Annotated in this window: 17 protein-coding genes; all 17 read right to left on the bottom strand. The window is 40.9% G+C overall.

The features are described from left to right. Positions 1-123 precede the first annotated feature (123 nt). Positions 124-1500 carry a sugar phosphate nucleotidyltransferase gene (locus M3194_RS23735; protein WP_251656565.1) on the bottom strand — a complete coding sequence of 459 codons (1377 nt, stop codon included), beginning with the start codon at positions 1498-1500 and terminating at the stop codon, positions 124-126. Positions 1501-1548: 48 nt separating this feature from the next. Next, positions 1549-3093, bottom strand: a complete 1545-nt coding sequence (locus M3194_RS23730) for a lipopolysaccharide biosynthesis protein (protein WP_251656564.1) — start codon at positions 3091-3093, stop codon at positions 1549-1551. A gap of 43 nt (positions 3094-3136) precedes the next feature. Then, positions 3137-4222 carry a polysaccharide pyruvyl transferase family protein gene (locus M3194_RS23725; protein ID WP_251656563.1) on the bottom strand — a complete coding sequence of 362 codons (1086 nt, stop codon included), beginning with the start codon at positions 4220-4222 and terminating at the stop codon, positions 3137-3139. Between the two features lie 28 nt (positions 4223-4250). After that, a complete protein-coding gene (locus tag M3194_RS23720) occupies positions 4251-5222 on the bottom strand; it encodes a glycosyltransferase family 2 protein (protein WP_251656562.1) in 972 nt (323 codons plus the stop codon). A gap of 29 nt (positions 5223-5251) precedes the next feature. Then, positions 5252-5833 (bottom strand): serine O-acetyltransferase, encoded by a 582-nt coding sequence (locus M3194_RS23715; RefSeq protein ID WP_285889494.1) that lies wholly within the window; start codon positions 5831-5833, stop codon positions 5252-5254. Then, positions 5802-7019: an O-antigen ligase family protein gene (locus M3194_RS23710; protein ID WP_251656561.1), complete on the bottom strand. Its 1218-nt coding sequence runs from the start codon at positions 7017-7019 to the stop codon at positions 5802-5804. Before M3194_RS23710 ends, M3194_RS23715 begins: the two co-directional genes overlap by 32 nt. A gap of 40 nt (positions 7020-7059) precedes the next feature. After that, entirely contained in the window at positions 7060-8142 is a 1083-nt protein-coding gene (locus tag M3194_RS23705) for a glycosyltransferase family 4 protein (protein WP_251656560.1), read from the bottom strand. Positions 8143-8174: 32 nt separating this feature from the next. Then, positions 8175-8939: a WecB/TagA/CpsF family glycosyltransferase gene (locus M3194_RS23700; RefSeq protein WP_251656559.1), complete on the bottom strand. Its 765-nt coding sequence runs from the start codon at positions 8937-8939 to the stop codon at positions 8175-8177. Between the two features lie 90 nt (positions 8940-9029). Beyond that, positions 9030-9731 (bottom strand): sugar transferase, encoded by a 702-nt coding sequence (locus M3194_RS23695; protein ID WP_285889493.1) that lies wholly within the window; start codon positions 9729-9731, stop codon positions 9030-9032. 17 nt (positions 9732-9748) lie between these two features. After that, positions 9749-10636: a UTP--glucose-1-phosphate uridylyltransferase GalU gene (gene galU, locus M3194_RS23690; RefSeq protein ID WP_251656558.1), complete on the bottom strand. Its 888-nt coding sequence runs from the start codon at positions 10634-10636 to the stop codon at positions 9749-9751. Between the two features lie 270 nt (positions 10637-10906). Next, positions 10907-11599: a CpsD/CapB family tyrosine-protein kinase gene (locus M3194_RS23685; RefSeq protein WP_251656557.1), complete on the bottom strand. Its 693-nt coding sequence runs from the start codon at positions 11597-11599 to the stop codon at positions 10907-10909. Further along, positions 11580-12344 (bottom strand): YveK family protein, encoded by a 765-nt coding sequence (locus M3194_RS23680; protein ID WP_251656556.1) that lies wholly within the window; start codon positions 12342-12344, stop codon positions 11580-11582. The genes M3194_RS23685 and M3194_RS23680 overlap by 20 nt, the downstream gene beginning before the upstream one ends. Before the next feature lie 164 nt (positions 12345-12508). After that, positions 12509-14650: an S-layer homology domain-containing protein gene (locus M3194_RS23675; protein ID WP_251656555.1), complete on the bottom strand. Its 2142-nt coding sequence runs from the start codon at positions 14648-14650 to the stop codon at positions 12509-12511. A gap of 522 nt (positions 14651-15172) precedes the next feature. Further along, positions 15173-16243: an ABC transporter substrate-binding protein gene (locus tag M3194_RS23670; protein ID WP_251656554.1), complete on the bottom strand. Its 1071-nt coding sequence runs from the start codon at positions 16241-16243 to the stop codon at positions 15173-15175. After that, positions 16240-17043: an ABC transporter permease gene (locus M3194_RS23665; protein ID WP_251656553.1), complete on the bottom strand. Its 804-nt coding sequence runs from the start codon at positions 17041-17043 to the stop codon at positions 16240-16242. Before M3194_RS23665 ends, M3194_RS23670 begins: the two co-directional genes overlap by 4 nt. Then, complete coding sequence (locus tag M3194_RS23660; RefSeq protein WP_251656552.1) at positions 17021-17845, bottom strand: ABC transporter permease; 825 nt, start codon at positions 17843-17845, stop codon at positions 17021-17023. Before M3194_RS23660 ends, M3194_RS23665 begins: the two co-directional genes overlap by 23 nt. Continuing rightward, the gene (locus tag M3194_RS23655; RefSeq protein WP_251656551.1) at positions 17835-18941 is read right to left on the bottom strand and encodes an ABC transporter ATP-binding protein; all 1107 of its coding nucleotides are present in this window, start codon (positions 18939-18941) and stop codon (positions 17835-17837) included. Before M3194_RS23655 ends, M3194_RS23660 begins: the two co-directional genes overlap by 11 nt. Between the last annotated feature and the right edge of the window lie 20 nt (positions 18942-18961).

The raw sequence follows: 18961 nt of genomic DNA, 5'->3' as shown, positions 1-18961 counted from the left end.
TGAGTCGTTGAATAGACTTTTACCTGACTTCATTCTGATTACTGTTTGTCAAAATACAATGATCAATAGGCTATAATCTAAAATAAATTAACACCATTTAACAAGCCTTTATAATCATTTTTATTATCTCACGGTAATGTTATGACAGTGTTTGCTAAGTTCAGACCATGTAGAGAAAAGTTCCATAACCTTATCTTCGTCAGAATACCCACTATTCACAATAATTAATTCCATATCTGTACCAGCTCTCAAGCAATGTAAAGTTTTCATTGGAATATGCAGTACATTTCCCGATTTTACCTCCATGGATATCCCATTCTGAACGAACTGACCCTCACCTTTAACTATTGTCCAAACCTCTTCTCGATATAGGTGCATTAGGTAGCTTAGATTTCTTCCCTTTTTTATAGCTACTCTTTTAGTTATTACGCACCGACCATCATCATAGCGGTCGTTATCTAATATTCGAACCCACCCCCATTCTCTCTCCTCAAACATTGGACCCTGATTGTAATTAATAAAATCTTTTATGCGAGGGCTTGCGCTCTTATCTGTTACAAGAATACCATCCGGACTAACCGCAACAACTACATTGGAAATGCCGAGTATTGTCACCGGTATATCAAGTTCATTTACCAAATGTGTATTTATGCAATCTTCACTAATGATTCCTCTTCCTATTTGATTTTGTTTCATTTCCTCTGTTAATGTATTCCAAGTGCCAAGATCTTTCCAATACCCTTCATAAGGTAAAACCACAATGTTACTAGACTTCTCAACAATCTCATAGTCAAAACTAATCTTTGGCAACTCATGATATCGTTCAAGTAAATGCTCATATTGCAAAGGGTACCCCCTCTTCCTCATAATATCTATGAGAAAGCTAAGTTTGAAGGAGAATACACCACAGTTCCATAGTGCTTGCTGTTCAATTAAATTAACAGCAAGCTCTTCAGATGGTTTTTCCTGAAAGTGACTGACCTTTAAAGCTCCTTGATACTCAGGGCCTCTCTGCTCAGGTATAATGTAACCGTACTTCGCAGATGGATAGGTTGGCTTTACTCCGATTAGAGCTATGTCAGCATTTGATTCTTGAATAATTGCTTCTAGTGATTTTACAGCATTAAAAAAGTGGCCCTCAACATATGGGTCCACTGGTAAAATAGCTATGGTTTCATTTAAATCTATTTTGGCAACAGAATATAAGTATGATGCCGTTAAGACAATTGCAGGAAAAGTATCTCTTCTTTCGGGTTCAATAATAAGCGGTACAGATTTATCAATCTGATTATACATCATCTCAATCTGAGACCTACCTGTAGTAATAAAGCTAAATTTAGCTAACCCACTATACTCCAACTGTTTCCATACACGCTGAACCATAGAGACCAATTCCTGCTTCTCGTTCTCTAGCACTTTCAGAAACTGTTTAGAGCGGGCATCGTTGGATAGTGGCCACAATCTTTTTCCAGATCCCCCTGATAGTAAAACAACACGCAATGGCAAACCCTCTCTTTCAAACTGATGTATTACAACAAATAACGTCCACTACATTGTCTCACTGATTGTTCTAGAAAGAATAACGCCTCTAGTTTTAGTTAATAAATATTTAAACTCCTTGGTTCTAAAGAAAACAATTATCATCCCTAAATTAAAGAGAAAAGTTGCTGCAAAACACAATAGAGCAAACGACCACCAGTCATCTGAGGGTATATATGATGTTACTTTCCAAACCATAATAGAAAGTAAGAAAAGAAGAAGTAAATTAATAACTACTTTCTTATAATAATCACCTACAGACTTATTAAAACCATGCTTATAAACAATAAGCGGATCAAACCAGAAATTTGTTAGAACTCTGGAAATAAGAGTGGCTAAAAACGTCCCAATTAATCCTATATAATTTACCAAAATTAATGAGAGCACTAAATTAATTATTGCCGTAATTACTGGCCTATATTTCCCGAAAATAAAAAGTCCTTTAGTTTCTCTGTAAATCCAAGAAGGGCCCATTATACCAACAACAAAAAAGTTAACTACTAGTACAAGTACTAGCTGCCATGACAATAAATATTCATGCCCAATCCATAATTTAATAAATGGATTCAACAATATAAACAAACATAATGAACAAAAGCCAAATAACCATATATACATAAAAGTCAACACATTAAACATCTCTGCCTGTTTCTCGGTGTCCTCCTTGACAATTAGGTTACCAATACTAGCAGTAATAGAGTTTGTTAACTGTGTAAGAACGTTGGTTAAAGACATAATAATTAAGGTATAGTTTGAAACTATCCCTACCCAAAATACACCTATAAAAGAAGAAATAATTAGATTATCCGTTCCCTCTATTGCTACACCAGCGAATTTATATAACATTAAAGCTCTTATGTTTTTGAAAAGCCCTTTCCTCGAATCTGTATCTAACTTTACTTTATTCTCTTTTTTTAAGAATGGATACTCCTTATCCACCTTCCTGGAGATAAAATAATTTTCAAAAAAAGTACTAAATATTTGAATCGTTAGGTAAATAATAAAGCTATTAGTGATAAACAAAATTGATACTTGAAGTATATTTCTAATAATTGTGAAGTAGTATTGATTCTTAGAATTTATATAACTTTTTTGATCCGCAATCAATAATGTTCTTTTATAACCAAGAAAATATGTAATTACAGTATTTATTAAAAATAAACTGAAAATAATCTCGATATTAGGAATGCTTATATTTCCTTTTATAAATAAATCCAAAAAAGGTAATAGACATAGTCCAAAGAATGTAATGCACAACCCTAATGCTAAATAGATTCTTGAATAGAAACCTACCAATGCGGAAATCTTCATTTCATCTTTTTCCACAAGAGGCTTATACAAACTATAAATAATAGCGGTACCAAAACCTAACTCTGCTAATGACAATACAGTTAAGATATTAGTAAAAAGCCCGCTTACTCCTAAGTATTCAGTACCTAATACAGAAATAAAAACAGTACGATTTATAAAATTCAATAAAATATTAATTATCTGCCCAGTTACCCCGAACAAAGAATTTCTAACAGTATTTTTAGTTCTATTATCAGCATTCATAGACACTCCACAATATTACTTGTTTTTAGTATTGAGAATGTTATCATACAAGTAACTTTTTCAATGGAAGATAATATTCAGATAAGTCAGGAATAATAATTTTTTCTTCAGACATAGAAATCAAATTTTCAACTTCGTTTTGAAATACTGCTAAATCCTTTATTTCTGTTAGTAATTTGATATGATCAAGTTTACTTAACCAATCTCTTACTGTTCCCGTTACTTTATGATTACTATTTGGCATTACAATGCACGGAGTACCTGTAATTACACAAAAGATCATCCCATGAAGACGATCTGTGATTACTAGTTGGGATCTTGAGAAACAAGATAATAATTCGTATAGTTTATCTTTTAACAGCTTCTGAGAAAAGCCTTCGCTTCCAATGTAAGTATCCTTTATTGTAACTTCGCAATATTCACTTTGAATCATGTTAATAATTTCATATTTCTTATCAGCAGCTATTTTCGCTTCCAAATCGTCACGTAAACATAAAACTATTCCTTTTCTTTGTTTTGTTTCTTTATCTTTTAATTTTAAACTCAACACAATATCAGGCACCAAATTGACAGAATTATTAAAAAATAATTTCTTCATAGTATCATAGGATTCAGTTTCTCTAGCGAAAATATGTAAGTTTGAATGACTATTATAAATTTTTACGGACTTTTCTAAACTTTTTTGACCACTGGAGGAATTTGAAAAATCAATTGTTTGTGGGAAGGATATTATTTTATTTTCAGGAAATGTCTTAATAATAATCCTCCTTAAATTTTCTGCCCCTTCATATAAATCCCCCATATTGCCCCCACCAATTATTGTAATCAAGTCATTAGGGGTGATTACCTTCTTTAAGGTCCGTAACATTCTCAAAGTATCTTTAACGTAAATAGGATAAACAATTGAATTATCATCAACAAATTCATGTTGCAAGAAACTATACTGTGCTTCAGTAATAGCCACGTCGCCTAAATTACCGTAATCAGCAGCTATCATAATAAAGACTTTCTGTTGATTCGATGTACTATCAAATTTTGATGTAAAATTTTTACCAAAGTAATTATGAACTAAGTACTTCATATGAAACTTAAAACCATCAGGCATACTCTTTTTTATTAGATTAAGCATCTTTACCTCCTGAAATCTATTTTGAAAATCAATTATTTATTAATGTCTTAAAATAAAATTTAAATACAGTATCAATCCCAACATATCTTTTAACTATTAATAAATTCAAAAATTTAAAAGAATGAAATACTCTCCATAATTTCAATCCATTTATTTTTGTATTGTTGCTGCAAATGTTAAACCACAACAATTGAAGTATTTCAAAATTGTCGAGATGATTTTTGAATTTGTCACACTCCGATTCAATTAACAATTTAATCTCTTTCAGTTTTTCTATGTTCACGTCTTTATCATCAGGAAGATCTATATTTATTCCTTTAAATTTAAGCGCCTTGCTGGATATTCTATTTACCATTAATTGTTGTTCAACCTTATATACTCGACTAATTCCAGAAGGAGATAATCGATAATACAATAGGGCCTTATTAATATTCGCCACCTTATTTTCCCTGCTAATTCTTTGAAATAGCTCGTAGTCTTCTGCATGAAGGTAATCATTATCAAATGTAATATTATTTTCTCTAAAAAAATTTGTTCTCAGCATTATTGATGGATGAACCATGCAATTATAAACACATAGACAATTACTAATTCTCCGAGGTTCTACAATTGTATGGTATCTGTACAGTAACCGATTCATTACTTTCATTTTAGTTCCACATACTACTACATCCTGGTGCTCCTCCATAAACTTTAGCTGAGTTTCCAGTCTATGAGGGTGAGAAATATCGTCGCTATCCATTCTAGCTATATACTCGCCCTTAGCTAAATTAATTCCTTTGTTTAGGGTAGGCACTAACTTCATATTTCTATCATTATTTATTAGCCTAATTCTTTTATCACTATAACTTCTTATTAGTGTCTCACTGTTATCAGTCGAACCATCATTTATTATAAGTAATTCAAAATCACTAAATGTTTGGCTTAGAATACTATCTATTGCTTCCCTAAGATATTTTTCAGCGTTATAAACAGGCATTAATACAGTAATTTTGGGCATCAATACCCTCCTCGCAATAACCTAAATTTCTACATGTTATTGATTTTCATCTTTAACAATAAGTCTCTCGACCCTTTTTGACTAACTATTCTAGCGGGCATTCCAGCAATAGTTACATTAGACTCTATGAAAGATTTATTAACTACGGAATTGGCACCAATAGCAACATTATCAGCGATAATAATATCTCCATATATTTTCGCACCTGGCCCGATATATACATTATCTCCAATCTTAGGAACCAGAGCTTCATTATCATTACTAGTACCGATGTTTACACACACATGTATTCGACAGTTAGCACCAATCCTTGCATTACTATTAACCACTATAGTCCCCCTATGAGCAATTGAAAGACCTGGTCCAAAAACATTAATGGGAATATCAAAACCTAATAGCCTTGAGATTTTATGAAATCTATACTTTAAGAAAAGAATATAAATTTTATAAAATCTAGATTTACAATTATTATAGTACTCCAGTTTTCTTAATATTTTTTGAAATCTCCAAATATCATCAACAATTGGCTTCATGAACCTGCGTTTAATATTCAATGCAGCCTTATCAGCCTCTAAATATTTAATATAGTCGTCTCTGCTCTTTATCACCATTAATCACTACTTCCCTACGAATATCTTTGTCCTCAGTAACCTGACGATTAATAATTCCAAGACACACTGCAATGCTTAATGTTATTGCAGAAAACGATTCAGAGGCTATAAATATATTTTCTGTAAAGCTACTAATTATTACAGTTATCATAATTAAAGTTAACGATAAATATCCTTTCTTTCTAACATTTTTAAAACCTAATTTAAATAGCTTATATAGAATTGCTATATATGAAATAATCCCTATTAAACCAAGCTCTATGAATATCCTTAAATACTCGTTATGCATTTCCATTCCACGAAAGTTATCACTAATATACGGTGTTGTTTCCCAACCACTTCCGATTACTTTAATTAAAAATGAGCTCTTTTCCCAGCTGTTTAGTCCTGACTCCCATCTTTGTAATCTCCAGGAAAATGAATCTTCTTGATCTGAATATACATTCCCATACTGCAAATCAAAGATCCTCGTGCTAAATAAATCATCTTTAAAAAACATTGCAGCTATTAATGTAATAATAACAAATGTCATTAAACCTATAATATTTTTAGCCTTGTTTCGACTCCAAATAGATATTGTGAACAAGAGTAAACAAACAATTATCGCAAAAGATGTTCTCGCACCAGTTCCAATGAGAATAATAAAAAAGTTCAATAGTAAATATAATATTATCCACACTTTTTTTCTTTTGTTTTGTTGAAACAAAAACTCCTCAATTAAGAAAATTGATAAGATGACTATGTATATTGAGTAAAAATTTGAGTGACTAAATAAACTCGTCACCCTGTCTTGCCCTTGCATATTGGTTATTTGGTAAAGTGCAACAATAGTAAATATGTAAGATAAGTTGACATAATACTTTCTAATATCTACTTTCCGTAATATTATTAAAACCACAATCGGAAACAATAAAATCACTCTTATTGCTTTAGATATATCGAAATCTGGTGAATCAAAAAAAACTTTATAAATACTAGTCGGAACAATAATCATCACACTTAATAAAAACAGTGTAATGATATACTTTATTTCTGTCTTATTGTCATTTCTAAGAGTTTTAATTATGTATAATAGTGACAAGTAAGACAAAACTATCATGGTCCCATATTTAAGTAAAAAAAACTCATTAATCAATGGGTTTAAAACGGATATAAAACCATAAAATATACCAATGATAATATTCATTGTGCACCTCAAGCGCTATACAAAGCGCAACGCAATTTATTTATAAACTCTCGTATAAATTGGAAACCTCTTTGAAATACTCATTACTATTAAAAGATTTTTCAGCAATTTCTCTCGATTTTTCACCAAGTTTTTTAAATTGCGGATCATTTATTATTCTCTCCAGCGAATCAATTAATTCATCTTGATTTCCAGGACTGATCAAATATCCATTTACCCCATCTTTAACCGCTTCATCAATACTTCCAACTCTTGTAGAAACAACAGGAATACCATAACTAATAGCCTCTAATATCGAAACTGGTAAGCCTTCATTATAAGAAGGTAATACAAAGATATCTGTTTTTCTCAATAAAGCATGTTTTTGTGATCCGCTAATCCATCCAGTAAATGTATAGTTATTCGTGATTTTTAATTGATTAACTAAAGCTTTAGCCTCAGACTCTAGTTCTCCATCACCTGAAACAATAAAATGAATAATTTTATTTTGTTGATTGATTCTTTTCATTAATTTTTCAGATGCATAAATTAAATCAATAATACCCTTTCTTTTAGTAAGGACTGCTAAAAAAAGAACATTAATATTATTGAGGTTTTGAATTTCGTTTACTCTGTCAGGAATATCCACTGCATTCCTCAAAATTTCTACATTTGATTTCAATTCGATTTTTTTAATAATATCTTTCCAGCGTTCACCCAATGCAATTATGTAATCAGTCTCTCTGAGTAATCTTCTAATTTTATATTGCACTGTTGGATTACAGTTATAATAATATTCTTCAAATTCTGCTCCATGCATGTGTAAAATTATCTTTTTTCTAAACAGTTTACCTATCCTAAATATAATGTTTTTCCTTTTAAAACTCCCTCGTTCGGACATATGAATATGAATTAAGCTTATCTTTGTAAAAGCAACTAAGAACATAATAATAATGATGCTCTTCATAAAAAAAAGGGCTTTATTAATTTTGTTCGATTCTATATGTGTTGCTACGTATTTTATTTTTACATTATCAAATTTACAGTTTAAGAAAGATTCGACTACAGTTGTCATACCGCCTTTTACTGACACATCAGAACCGACCATCAATACGTTTATATCATTCTTTTCAGCCCTCGACACTATATCCCCCCAATTGTTTTTATTAAAAGAAACTATTTCCTAAACATCTCATCAATTATTAACCTAAAAAAGTATACGTCATTTACAAAGTATCTTTTAAACATTCTTTTAGGTTCCATAAGAAATCGATAGAACCACTCTAAACCAACTTTTTGCATCCATAATGGGGCTCGTTTTACTGTTCCCGCCATAAAATCAATTGCTGCCCCTACTTGCATACATACAGGTACATTTAAAATTTTTAAATTTTGAGATATGAAAAGCTCTCCTTTTGGAGATCCTAGAGAAACTAATAAAATATCTGGTTTGAATTCATTAATTATTCCTAAACACTTTTTTAGCTCATCTTCCTGCTTCTCAAAACCAAACGGGGGGGAGTATGTACTTATTTGAATTTGATTATCATAGTTTTTTGAATACTTGTTGGCAACTGCTTCAGCTACTCCCGGTTTTGAACCAAAAATAAATACTTTGTATTTTTTGTGATAGGCCATTTCAATTAATTTTGGAGTTAAATCTGCACCAGAAATTTTTTCTTTTAATGGCTTTTTAAATAACTTAGATAAAAGTACTATGGGCATTCCATCGACAAATCGCAAACTAGCCTTTTCATAAACTTCCTTAAATAGTCTATCTTTATTAAGGTTAACAAGATGATCTACATTAGGGGTAACAATAAAACTACTGGTGTTATTATTCCTATTAATAACAACAAGTTTATCTACTTCTTCTAATGCAGCCGTCATAGTTAAATTATCAAAAGCGACTCCGAATAACTCAACTTTATTCGATTCCATTTACTAATATCCTCACAAGATTCTTCTGTTTTTTAACTGAGAAATAAAATAAATTCAACTTTAATTCCACTCTCTATCCACTCCTACTCTCTAATACGCGTCATCGGATCCAACCATCGCTTTAGCCGTCTTCGCGATAATCTGCAGATCGAACAATACGTTTCGTTTCTCTATATACTCAAGATCCAGCTCCACCATTTCACTAAAGCTCAGCTCATTCCGGCCGCTTACTTGCCACAATCCGGTACAGCCTGGCTTCACGCGAAGGCGGAGTTTATCATAGCTGCTGTATTCTGCAACTTCTCTTGGGAGAGGCGGACGTGGACCAACGAGCGACATATTGCCTCGTACCACATTCCACAATTGCGGAAGCTCGTCGATACTGGTACGCCGAATATACTTTCCAATCGATGTAATTCTTGGGTCAGATTTCATCTTGAACATGTGACCTTCTATCTCATTCTTATGTAAGAGGTCCGTCAATAAGTCCTCTGCATTCGGGACCATGGACCGAAATTTGTACATCCGAAATGTCTTCTCATTAATTCCTACCCGCGTCTGATAGAAGAAGATAGGCGCTTTCCAATTCTCCAGCTTAATCAGAAGGGCTACAACTAGCAGCAGCGGTGACAATAGCAAAATACCTACTGCCGCACCAACTAGATCCATCATTCGCTTGATCATGAGATAGGTGCGCCTCGCGTTTCTGGTCTTCGCTTGAATGCTTTGTGCAATAGATAAATGGCTGTCTATGGTCATCTCGGATTCTTTCCGAAGAGGCGATAACGCCATGTTGTTCTCTCCCCCATTTACTTGTTTTTATGGATAAGCTCTCTCTCTAGAATCTCTTTCATAACTTCCAGAAGCGGCCCTTTGAGCGATTCATTCCGCAGCGCGTAATCCAGGGTTGTCGTAATAAAACCTAACTTCTCGCCAACATCGTAACGTCTGCCTTCGAATTCATAAGCGTATACCCCTTGGCATTCATTCAGCTTCTGAATGGCATCCGTCAATTGAATCTCGCCGCCGGCACCCTTCTCTTGCTTCGATAGGAACTTGAATATATTCGGAGTCAGAACATAACGGCCCATAATCGCAAGGTTCGATGTTGTGGTACCTGGAGCCGGCTTCTCAATAAAACGATCAACCAAGCTTAATAATCCATTCTTCTCGCTATACTCCACGATGCCATAACGCTCCGTCTCATTCATTGGAACGGGCTTAACCCCGATAACCGATCTTTCGGTATGCTCGAATTGCTCCATAAGCTGTCTTGTACAAGGAATCTCCGAGTCCACGATGTCGTCGCCAAGAAGAACGGCAAACGGCTCATCCCCGATGAAATTACGCGCGCACCATACGGCATGCCCAAGGCCTTTGGCTTCCTTCTGACGGATATAGTGAATATCTACTCTTGAGGATTTCTGAACTTCGTTAAGCAGCGTAAGCTTGCCCTTCTCCAGCAAATTATGCTCAAGCTCAAACGCGCTGTCGAAGTGATCTTCAATCGCGCGCTTGCCTTTGCCGGTAACAATAATGATATCTTCAATGCCGGAAGCTACAGCTTCCTCTACAATGTACTGGATCGTCGGTTTATCTACGATCGGCAGCATTTCCTTCGGCATCGCTTTGGTCGCGGGCAGGAACCGGGTTCCTAGGCCAGCGGCCGGGATAATGGCTTTCCTCACTTTTGTCATGTTTTTGTTCCCTCTCTTTTCTTTCTTCTCTCTCTATGTGTCTATGTATGTGGTATAAAATGAATAAATAAATATACGAGCTATGTCTTCCTTCGGCAGAAAAACATAGCTCGAACATTTAATTATAATGAAAGGGGCATTCAACCCCTCCTCACATCACACCATTGGCAATCATGCCTAAGGTCCATTGAACCCACAGTGTGACCGAGTGCCTGCTGTGATAAAGGTGCAGCAGACTTTACCTTTGAGCGATTGTTGTAGCCGCCCGACTTACTTCACATCAGCACTATAGTAGTAGTAATAAGCTTCTTCGTTTGACCGACGCTTTACGTTATTGAGCACAACCCCAAGAATACGCGCATTCACGTTCTGCAGATTCTGGATCGCCTTCTGCGCGAATTGACGCTTCACTCTACCTTGATCTACAACGAGGACAACTCCGTCGCTCTTCGTAGCTGCTATCTGTGCATCCGTTACAGCCAGCAGCGGCGGTGTATCCACAAGGATGATGTCGTACATGGTGCGAAGCTCATCGAGTAATGCCGTCATCCTCTTCGATGCCAGCATCTCTGCCGGATTCGGAGGAATCGGCCCCGCAGTAATGACATCCATATTCGGAATATCCGTCGATTGAATGACCTCTTGCAGCGTGCTTTGCTGCGAAATCACCGAGGACAAGCCGAATCGGTTCGAGATCTGGAACGTCTTATGTGCCGTTGGCTTGCGCATATCCGCATCAATCAGAACAACCTTCCGGTCGGATTGACTGTAGGTTACTGCCAGATTCGCAATGGTAGTAGACTTGCCTTCACCCGGTCCCGCGGAGGATACCATAATAACCTGCAGAGCAGAATCTATCGCAGCGAACTCGATATTCGTCCGGAGGGTACGGTACGTCTCCGATACCGGCGAACGAGGATTAATGATTGAGATAAGTCGGCGCCTATTCTCCGATTGTGACATTCTCGAGCCCTCCTGCCTTTTGTCTGCCCTGCACTCTGCTTGAACCCGTCTGGAATTCGCTTGGATCTACCCTCGCAACCATCGCTAGAGTCGCCTGACCCAGGTAACGCTCCACATCCGCTTCCGTCTTGATCGTGTCATCCATATATTCCAGCAGGAAGGCAATCCCTACTGCGATCATAAGAGACACAACAAAAGCGATGATAATATTTAGGGTTACATTCGGCGATATTGGCGCCGGTTGGTCATCCACAAGCGCTTCATTCAAGATGGATACGTTCTCGACCTGAAAGATATTAGGGATTTCTTGTTGGAAGACAATTGAAATCGCATTGACGATCTCGGCAGCTTTACGATAAGACTCATCCTCTACAGCAAGGGTCATAACCTGCGTGTCGTTCACGGAACTGACCTTAATCTTCTTCACCAGTTCCTTGGACGATAGGCCGAGCTGCGGGTACTTCTCCGCAACCTTGCCAAGAATAGCCGGTGTCTTGATAACTTCTTTATAGGTTTCTATCATCTTGATGTTGGAGTTAATCGCATTAATATCAAGCGCGCCAACAGACAGCGATTCAGTAGTCCGGTTTACGATAATCTTGGTTGATGCTTCATAGATCGGATCCTTGAACAGCTTCGTATACACACCTGCTGCTACGGTACATACCAGTACGAAAATAACGATAAGAGTCAACCTCTTCCTCACGATAAGGAAATACTCTCTTAAGTCTAGTTCCTCGGACACTATTAACCTCCTCCTGATTGCCTAGATGCCACTCTAATTGTAATACGTTAGACCTAAACATAGTAGACAAAAATTGTAAATAAACCAACAATTTCTATAATTTAGCGAAAAAATACCTTCCTCCCAACTGCTGCATCTGAGAGGAAGGTCTAAAGTCCTATTTACTACTTAAAGTTAACCGCGCGGTAGATCATAACTGCCGCTTCTGCACGTGTTGCCGATGCATTCGGGGAGAACTTGCCGTTGTTGCCGATTACGATACCATTCTTCGAAGAGAACGCTACGCCAGGCTTCAGCGCTGTGCTGATCGAGCTTGCATCCTTGAAGCCTGCAAGTGCTGCGTTCACATCCGTCACGTCTTTAGCGCCCTTTGTTACTTTCAGTGCGCGAGCAATCATAGTTGCCATCTCAGCGCGAGTGATTTGAGCATTAGGGTCGAACTTCGTAGCCGAACGGCCTTGAATAATACCAAGCTTAGCGGCTGCACCGATATATGGCGCGGACCAGTCCGTATCCTTCACGTCTGCAAAGTTCTCAGTTGCCAAGCTGTTATCCAGATCAAGCGCACGAGTCAGCATCTTCGCGAACTCAGCGCGAGTTACGTTATCCTTCGGAGCAAATACGCCGGCTTTCTTGCCTTCGATTGCGCCTTTCGCTGCGATAACTTGAATGGCACGGCCAGCCCATGCTTCAACGGATTTAATATCTGTGAACGTAACTTTGTTCTCCACAACCACATAAGAGGAGAACGTGTCACGATGTTCAACGAACTTATCGCCTTGTACGGAACCGCCTTGGAATACAGGCTTGCCGTCAACGATCTTTGCGAGCGACAACAATTCTTTGTCTACGCCGTCTACGTTACCAAGCGGAATGCTGATAAGGATTGGCTGTGCGAAAGTCGTTACCGCTTTGCCGCCAATCGACAGACCAAAGCTGTATACTTCGGAAGCCGCTTGTTGACCGCCCGTTGTTGTGGAATCAGCCTTCGCTTTGTTGATGTTGAAGTCAACAGCGCCGTTGAACTGTCCGCCAACCGGAAGTACGGCGTTCAGGCCGTTCACCGACAGGTTGATGCCGCCAAGACCTGCTTTAATCGCTTCTTGAATAACCGCATCGTTCAAGCCAATCTTCACATCGTTCTGAGCAACATTGCCCAGGTTAATGTTCAGGAGTACGGTTGGTATAGCTACGCCTGGAGCCAGTTCTTTCACATTCTTCAAGATCTCGCCGATACCCGCGATTGCGGACAGAACAGATGAACCGCTAACTTGCAGGGCAGCTTGACCGTTCGTTACCGTTACATTGCTGGACAGATCGAAGCTAGAAAGCTTCGTTACCAGTGCTGTTGCCTGTTGAACGGCTTGCGTAAGAATAGCCAATTTCTCAGCTTCAGTTGCATTCGCAAGCTTCTTCTTGATGTCATCGATGAAATCCGTTACTTCCTTCGGAACTTCGACTTTAACTTCTTCTTCACCGCCACCGCCGATAGGGCCAGGGCCGCCAGTCGATTCGTTCATTTTCAGGTAAGCGCCGTACAGAGCCATAGCTGCTTTAAGAACGGTTGTGCTGTCCACTTTCGCTTGGGCGCTAACAACAACTTCTTTCAGGTCGGAGGTTTCAATGTCGTAAGCATCAAAGATATCTTGCACAATCAGGTTCTCGGCAGCCAGCGCTTCGAAGGCATCCTCGATCAGAGCAGCTCTCTTAACAGGGTCGCTCAATGCTGCAAAAAGCTGTTCCGTAGACAAGCCTTTGATCAGACCCGCTACTTTCTCTTGCAGAGTGAAGAAGTAATCAGCAACATCATCAACTGTAAGGTCATCTACCTCTTGCGGGTCAAAACCAGCGCCTACAGCCAGTTCAGCCAGAACGGCACGGTATGCATCCGTGTTGCGAATTCTTTCCAGCTCAGTCAGATTAGGATCGTATGTAACGGAGATTACATCAAGAACCAGAGCCTCAACAGCTTTCTTGTCATCCGGATCAAACGATGCGCCAAGCTTAGTCGTAACTCTGCTTGTGATCGGGCTTGCAATAGATTTCAGGTCGTCCGTGCTCAGAGCTTTAATATCCGTGCGCAGAGCTTGCACTTCATCCAGGCCGTCGGTTGCAACAAGTGCTGCACGCAGTTTTTTTGCATAATCAACAATGTCCGTGCTTGGGAATGCCGATGTTGCATAAGCCGTATTATTAAAGCCTAATTTTTCCGCTAATCCTTTGTTGCTAAGCGGAAGTCCTGCGAATGCAGTTGCCGCTACGCTTGCTGCGATCGTTGATACGATAAGCTTCTTTCTGATCGTCATTCCAGTTCACCTCATAGTTTAATTGTTTAGCATTATGTGACTCTGTCAAAACCTATACCATAAATTGGTATATTTAGACACAAATAACGCGACAAATCTACTAGAGCGGTAGCGCTCCCTGCTCGCAGATTGCCAATTCGTTATCCATTTCTGTAAATTGGGTTCCAATAATGGCGTATCCATCCTTGGGCTTCCGTCCAGAACCTGTGCCTATGTGTCTCGCATTGTTAAAATGTACCTAGGTAAATACTTGAAACTCATTATAGCAGAATAGATCTGGGGAATCAGCAGTTTCGCGCATTTTCCTATCATTCGACAAAAAATGATCTAATTGTACTAGTTTTTCAGGATAAAATCCTAAAATGATAGCGTTTTCAGTCGATATTTAACGTTGGAAATTAAATTACCTGTGAATTTTATACAAAAGAAAAACCGTGCCCGCAGCCTACCGAGAGGTCCTATCTCATCCGAAATAAGGGTCTCTGGTCGCCGCAAGCACGGTGTCCTAATAACTGTAAAACTTTACTTTCGATGCATTTTAAATTCAAGGAATAATTCATTGTAATGCGCGAGCATTTTTTTGCCGAGATTCCGGTAGACCTCAAGCTTCGAAGTCAGCTCCTTATCCGGGTAAAAGCGCTGATCGCCCGAGATCTCCTCCGGCAGATATTCGAGCGCCTTGGCGTTTGGCGTGGAGTAGCCGACGTACTCGGCATTCTGCGCCGCATGCTCGGGGTCGAGCATGAAGTTAATGAACTGATGCGCACCTTCGATGTTTCTCGCCGTCTTCGGAATAACCATGTTATCGAACCACAGGTTCGAGCCTTCCTCCGGCACCACGTAATCCAGCTTCTCGTTCTCGCTCATAATCTCCGACGCATCGCCGGACCAGACAAGGCCGACTGCAGCCTCTTCGTTCGCGAGAAGCAGCTTGATCTCGTCGCCAACGATGGCCTTCACGTTCGGAGTCAGCGTACCGAGCTTCGCCTTCGCCGCCTGCAGATGCTCTTCGTTCGTATCGTTCAGCGAGTAATGAAGGCTGTTCAGCCCCATCCCGATAACCTCGCGGGCACCGTCGAGCAGCAGGATCTGATTCTTCAGGCTAGGATCCCACAGGTCTTCCCAGCTCTTGAATTTAAGGTCGGTCAGATCGGGGTTGTAGACGATACCCACGGTTCCCCAGAAGTAAGGAATGGAGTATTGGTTATCCGGATCAAAGCTCAGATTCAGGAAGCTTGGATCGATGTACTTCAGATTCGGCAGCTTGCTCTGGTCGAGCGGAAGCAGCAGGTTTTCTTGTTTCATTTTATCAATCGCGTATTCGGAAGGAACGCTCACATCGAACGTTGTGCCGCCCTGCTCGATCTTCGTCATCATCGCTTCGTTGGAATCAAACGTCTGGTAGATGACCTTGATGCCGGTCTCCTTCTGGAATTCATCCAGCAGCTCCGGGTCGATGTAATCGCCCCAGTTGTAGATCGTGAGCGTATCCTTGCCCGTGTAGCCCTCGCTCGAGTTGAGATAAGAGGTCAGATACATCAGCCCGAAGGATACGACCAGCACGGCGATGAACGTCTGGACTAATGATTTCATCCCCGTCCCTCCGATCGCGCCGATGTCCGGTTATTCCGCTGATTGATGAAGTAGTAGCCAATGACCAGCAGAATCGTGAACAGGAAGATCAGGGTGGACAGCGCATTGATCGACAAGGCAATCCCTTGGCGGGCCCTCGAGTAGATCTCAACCGATAAGGTGGAGAAGCCGTTGCCCGTTACGAAGAACGTGACCGCGAAGTCGTCCAGCGAGTACGTTAACGCCATAAAGAATCCGGCGAAGATGCCCGGCTTGATAAACGGAATAATAACGCGCGTCAGCACATGCCAGCCGCTTGCGCCAAGGTCGCGGGCCGCGTCGATCAGCGTTGGGCTCATCTCCTGCAGCTTCGGCAGAATCATAATGACGACGATTGGCACGCTGAAGGCGATATGCGACAGCAGCACGGACACGAAGCCAAGCTTAATGCCGATAATCGTAAACATGATTAAGAATGAGGCCCCGATGATAACGTCAGGGCTGACGATCAGCACGTTATTAAGCGACAGGAGCGCGTTCTTCGGCTGACGTCTTCTTACATAATGGATCGCTAATGCGCCCGCAATGCCGAAGATGACCGAGATGGCCGACGATAAGAGCGCGATAACAAACGTGTTCAGCACGATGATGAGCAGCCGCGTATCCGCGAAGACCTCCTCGTACCACTCGAAGGTGAAGCCCTCGAAATCGCGCATCGCTCCCCCGCTGTTGAACGAGTAGAAGATCAGATAGAAGATCGGCGCGTACAGGATGATAAATACAGCGATCAGATACACATTAGACAGCTTTGCGGTTTTCATTCTGCAGCCCTCTCTTTCTGCTGCCCGTCAACAGCATAATAACCGCCATCGCGATAATGAGGAACACCGCAATCGTGGCGCCCATTCCCCAGTCTTGGGTAACGAGAAAATGCTGCTCAATCGCGGTACCAAGCGTAATGACCCGGTTGCCCGCGATAAGCCGCGTAATCATAAAGAGCGACAAGGCGGGAATAAAGACCGCCTGGCAGCCGGACTTCACGCCGCTGAGCGTCAGCGGGAAGATAACCCGGCGGAACGCCGTCCACGGCGATGCCCCAAGATCCCGCGCCGCGAAGACAAGCGACGGGTTCAGCTCCTCGAGCGAGTTGAAGATCGGCAGGATCATAAACGGAATAAAGATATAGACCGATACAAAGATAAAGCTGAAGTCGGTAAACAGGATCTGCTGCGTGCCGATGCCAACGAATTTGAGCATGCCGTTAACCGCCCCGTATGTACCAAAGAGGCCAAGGAACGCGTAAGCCTTGAGCAGCAGATTGATCCAGCTTGGCAGGATGATAAGCAGCAGCCACAGCTGTTTATGCTTGGTTTTCGTCAGCAGGTAGGCCGCCGGATAGGCGACTAGAAGCGAGAACGCCGTAATCAGGAAAGCGTACCAGAACGAGCTGAGCGTCATTTTTAGATAGACAGGCGTGAAAAACTTCTCGTAGTTGCCAACCGTAAAGTTCCCCTCTACGTCGAAAAAGGAGTAATACACGACCAGCACAATTGGCGTAATAACGAATAGAGCGATCCACAGGACATACGGAATGAGATAAAAATTACGCGCGTTAGTTCTCATCTTGGCCCTCGCTGTACGCATCCAGGCGCTTATCGAACTCTTCCTCCGTCTCGCCGAAGCGCATAACGTGAATCGCTTCCGGATCAAAGTACAGACCGATCTGCTCGCCTACGGATGCTTTCTTCGTGGAGTGCACGAGCCATTCATTATCCGCTTCATCGTAGCAGGAGATCTCGTAATGAACGCCGCGGAACAGCTGCGAATCGACGCGCACCTTCAGCTTGCCCTGCTCCGGCGTCGTAATCTCCAGATCCTCCGGACGGATCATGATCTCAACCGGCTCGTTCGGATTAAGCCCCTGGTCGACGCATTTGAAGGTACGGCCCGCGAACTCTACCTCGAAGTCCTGCTTCATGCGGCCGGCCACAATGTTGGATTCCCCGATAAAATCGGCCACGAACCGGTTAATCGGCTCATCGTAAATATCGTTTGGCGTGCCGCTCTGCTCGATCTTGCCCTGGTTCAGGACGAAGATCTCATCGGACATCGCAAGGGCTTCTTCCTGGTCATGCGTGACGAAAATAAACGTGATCCCAAGACGGCGCTGCAGCTCGCGGAGCTCGTACTGCATCTCGGTGCGGAGCTTCAGATCGAGCGCGGAGAGCGGCTCGTCCAGCAGGATCACCTCCGGCTCATTCACGATGGCGCGCGCAATGGCGACGCGCTGGCGCTGGCCGCCGGACATTTCGCTGATGTTGCGGTTCTCGTAGCCTTCCAGGTTGACGAAGCGGAGGGCTTCTTTTACTTTTGCCGTGATGGCGGCGTTCTTCAGCTTCTTGATGCGGAGGCCGAAGGCCACATTCTCGAACACGTTCAGGTGCGGGAACAGCGCGTAGTCCTGGAATACGGTGTTCACCTGGCGCTCGTTCGGCGGAATGCGGTTAATCACCTTGCCGTTGAAATAAATCTGACCCTTGGACGGTTCGATGAACCCGGCGATCAGCCGGAGGATCGTTGTTTTGCCGCAGCCCGACGGGCCGAGCAGGGTATAGAACTTGCCTCTTTCAATCTCGAAGCTGACATTGCTTAAGACGGTCGTCTGATCGTCATATTGCTTCGTAACTTGCTCGAATCGGATGATCGTTTGATCCGACATGATGGCTGCACCCCTTCATA

Source organism: Paenibacillus glycanilyticus (assembly GCF_023715145.1).
In the GTDB taxonomy this organism is placed as follows: Bacteria; Bacillota; Bacilli; order Paenibacillales; family Paenibacillaceae; genus Pristimantibacillus; species Pristimantibacillus glycanilyticus_A.
Note: the sequence above shows the minus strand (reverse complement) of the source record. Positions and strands in the feature narration are given on the sequence as shown.